At 49.9% G+C, this 3,593-nt stretch carries 2 protein-coding genes and 2 pseudogenes; all 4 read right to left on the bottom strand.

Annotated elements, in window-relative coordinates:
* A pseudogene (locus BHC62_RS29425) lies at positions 1–104 on the bottom strand (hypothetical protein); the annotation flags it as partial.
* Positions 95–466 (bottom strand): annotated as a pseudogene (locus BHC62_RS26145) (hypothetical protein); the annotation flags it as partial. The pseudogenes BHC62_RS26145 and BHC62_RS29425, both read right to left, overlap by 10 nt.
* Positions 467–618: 152 nt before the next feature.
* Positions 619–1,629 carry a hypothetical protein gene (locus BHC62_RS26150; protein WP_070996705.1) on the bottom strand — a complete coding sequence of 337 codons (1,011 nt, stop codon included), beginning with the start codon at positions 1,627–1,629 and terminating at the stop codon, positions 619–621.
* 6 nt (positions 1,630–1,635) lie between these two features.
* On the bottom strand, positions 1,636–3,593 hold a 1,958-nt coding region (locus BHC62_RS27865; protein WP_143007602.1), incomplete at its 5' end, for an RHS repeat-associated core domain-containing protein.

Here is a 3,593-nt window from a genome sequence, read left to right on the forward strand (position 1 = left end):
GTCGGGTACCCCGAGCAGTCAATGTGCTCGAGCAGTTGCCCGAACGGGTTCCAGCGCAGTTTTTTGCTTTTGCCCGTGGCATCGATGATCTCCACGACCTGGCCGTGGGCGTCATAGCGATAGCGGTATTGGTGAGCGTGTCGAGGGAGCCGGTGAGGATGTTGGCCTGCACCGTCGGTGGGAACAGCGCGTTGCCAATGCCCTCGCATAAATTGCTCAGGCCCTTGTCGGCCCCGCTCTTGCTCATCGCAAGGCCCACCACCACGCCGACCACCGCGCCCAGCAGGAGGCACCCCAACCCGCCCGTGACAACCGTTTTCCCAGTGGCGGCGACTACTGCAGCGGTGGCCTGTGCGGTAATCGCGATGTTCGCCGCCACCTCCAGCACGCCGCCGAGAATGTCGGCCATCATCGAGGTGTGTTCCATGGCATCGCCCACACGGGCGGCCCATAACGCGTCATATATAGGCTGGGCTGCTGGGCCAGTCGGTGTTTAGCACGTTACCTTCCATAGTCACAGATTCCTTGTGTTTTAAGGCATACAGGTCAATGCGGTCCTCAGGCGCTTGATCAGGATAGGATCGCCCAGACAATCCAATGGCCTCGACGGCGTAGCGGCTATAGCGAATATAAAATGTTGTAGAACACGGTTGGGCTATCGTTTATTGAGGAAAGATCGTGATCTGTCAGGATATTCCTAAAGCATTCTTTTTTGACAGACATTCGGCGAGAGACGATTGCTTGCACCAGTTTTTCGAAAACGGCTTTATCACGGGTATGCTTTTTAAGTCTCAATATTTCTCGAGGTTTGTTTTTAATAATATAAAAGGAGTAGTTCATCAGGATGATGTTGGAAACAAAAAGATTGTGTGTGGATTGAAGTGGGTTGACCGTATCAACGATAGCGTCAAATAACGTTTTCCTGTCGTTAGCGTATGCATGCAGAAATACATCTGGATACATGAGTTCGCTGTGGCAATCATTAAAACGGAAACGATAATTCATATCGTTGGGTTTTGTCAGTAGTGTGATGATACTTTTTTGGTAGTCTTTTAAGACGCTAAAAATTACATTTTCTTTTCGGTCGTCGGCCTTGATTGCCTGATAAATCAGGTCAATAACGTCCAGTAGTGGGGTTGGCCCTAAAATATCTGCGTTTATTATCAGTTTGTTATTTTCGATGCTGAAGCGCTTATAAACTTCGTCGTCAATGCTCAGTTCGAAAAGTAGGAATTTTAGTATGTGGTTTCTGAGCTGTTCATTCGCGTCGATCTGACTGTTTTTCAAAGTGATCAATTGAATTATATAGAAGAATATAAAGTAATCTTTATTGGTCCGTTGACGGTTGTCTATTTCAAGTAAATAACCGAAGCGTGACAGGACTGACAGGAGGGCATAACAGTCCGGTTCTGTGAAGCCGAGCTTCGACATGGCTTTTTCGAAGGTGCTGATGGAAAACAGGTCATGCCAGCGGCTCACATAAAGCGTAGTCCCATTGAGCTTTCTGGCGGCGACAGAGAGTAGAGAAGGCTCATCTTCTCGGTAAAAAACATCACCGAACTCTGTCGGGCATGGCCGGATGTTCAGGAAATTTTCAAGTTTGTACGAAAGGAGATTGAACAGGTCCATTTTCCGCTATCCGCATGTCTTCCACTTTCCGTTCGGGCTTTTTTTCTCGACTCGAAAGGAGGTAATGGTTTTGTTGAATTTGTCGAGTAATCGGTTACCGATTCCTTTTGCCTTGGGTTCATTCGTTTTTGACAGCACTCCATCTTTCAGCCCAGTCTCTTTATAGTCAACGTCAGAAATATCCTTATGATTGTTGAGCATACTGACCCCTTCATTGTTGACTGTGGCCACTACCCGATACTGTTCCCTTTTAGGGTTGAAGCCGGGGTTGCTGTCATGATTGACCCAAATGGCTTTTTCACCCCTAATATTCGGAACCAGGCCCCCTCTACCGCCGTTGGCAGCCTTAGAGGCGACAGTTTCGCTCTTGCCCATGTAGCGAATGATCTCGTTTTCTTTCAGCCCCAGCGGATCGATCCAAGTGAATGGATTCGGGGCGTAGCGGTAAAGATTGAGGCTTCCCGTCAATCCCAATGGGTCAGGGCTGGTGAAGCGTCCTATATCTGGGTCATAGAAACGAAAAGTGTTGTAGTGCAAGCCTGTTTCCCGATCCAGGTACTGCCCCTGAAAACGCAGGTTCTGTTCCTCAATAAAGTAGGGCTCGCGGGTCTCATTGATCGTGTTGCCCCACACCTGAAACGCTGCATGCCATAGAAGGTTACCGTCACTTTCCGTTAAGGCATGGGGCAGCCCATTGGGATCATTGTGGTAGTAACGAATTCGTTGAGTTTCGCCAATACCATCGACTCTTGCCAGGGGCTCGTGACCATTATTGAGGTAGAGATACAGGCTGGTTTGGCTATTTTTATGCTCTTTGAGTAATTGCAGGCCATCCCAGTCGAAGCGGGTGTGTCCGATGAACTGTCCTTTGCCGTCATGTTCGGTTTTCTCAATCCGTCGTCCCAGCGGGTCATAGCGCATTCTGACTACGCTTTCTCCCTCAGCCTTTTGTGTTCGGACTTCGATCAATCGGTGATCAGTGTCATAGCGAAAATGCTGCAAACCATGTCGTTTGCTGGATTTTTCAATCACTCTCCCAAAACCGTCGTAGCGGTATCGCTTATCCTGATAAGTCATCAGTTGGTTATGCGTTACCTGCCCTGTAGAGCCGGATGAGATGTCGAGAAGATTGGCTGCGGCATCGAAGCAAAATGATTCGTTCTGCCCTTGGCGACCTCCCTGGGTTGCACGGATCCGTCCTGTCATATCGTAGTGGAGCAGTTGGTGTTGTTGTCCTTGTGGGTTCCGTTCGGAACGCCCCACAAGATGGTCACTGTGATCGAACTCAAAATGTATTTTTTCAGGCGCAGGCATCAAAGCCGGAAGGCTGGCATGCCGGTGTTGGCGAGTGCGTAGGCGGCCGCTGCGGTCATATTCGCTTCTCGTACTAATGTGGCCTTGTGTCCGAATGACCTCTCGATACAGTCGATCATGCTCGAAGTCGCTTATCACATGGCCGTCGAGGTTGATCTGATGCAGATGGTCGCTACCGTAATACAAGCGATTGAGCCAGCGGCCATCCGGCAGTTCCGTCTGGATCAAATTGCCGAGTTCATCATAGTGATGCCTCAGAGTCCCGGCGGCGCTCCTTTCTTCCGTGAGATAACCGCGTGCGTCATAAGTAAAGCCCACTCGCTGTTGGTTGCCGTCGTTATCGATAGCGATAGCTTCGATCAATTGGTTCAACGGGCTGTAGTGGAAGCAGAACTGTCCATCAGGTGTGGTTCGGGTTGTCAGTCGGCCCATAGCATCCCGTTGTAGATGCTGGACGATAGTTTTTTCGTTGGTCTGCTGACCACTTCGTATCGCTGCGTGGGTCTCGACGCGGTTTACATTATCTAGGGCATCGTATGTATAACGTTTCACGCTGCCGTCCAGGTCTTGCTGTTCCGTCAACCGATCCCCGTCATCCCAGGCAAACCGATAACGTTCTCCGTTCTCGTTGATCAGCGCTTGCAGCCGAC

Origin of the sequence: Pseudomonas sp. 06C 126, from assembly GCF_001855215.1 — a bacterium.
Classification (GTDB): Bacteria; Pseudomonadota; Gammaproteobacteria; order Pseudomonadales; family Pseudomonadaceae; genus Aquipseudomonas; species Aquipseudomonas proteolytica.

What these genes read in the sequence shown, in the direction of transcription:
- BHC62_RS26150 (WP_070996705.1), bottom strand. Translation starts at nt 1,629, where the DNA reads ATGGACCTGTTCAATCTCCTTTCGTACAAACTTGAAAATTTCCTGAAC.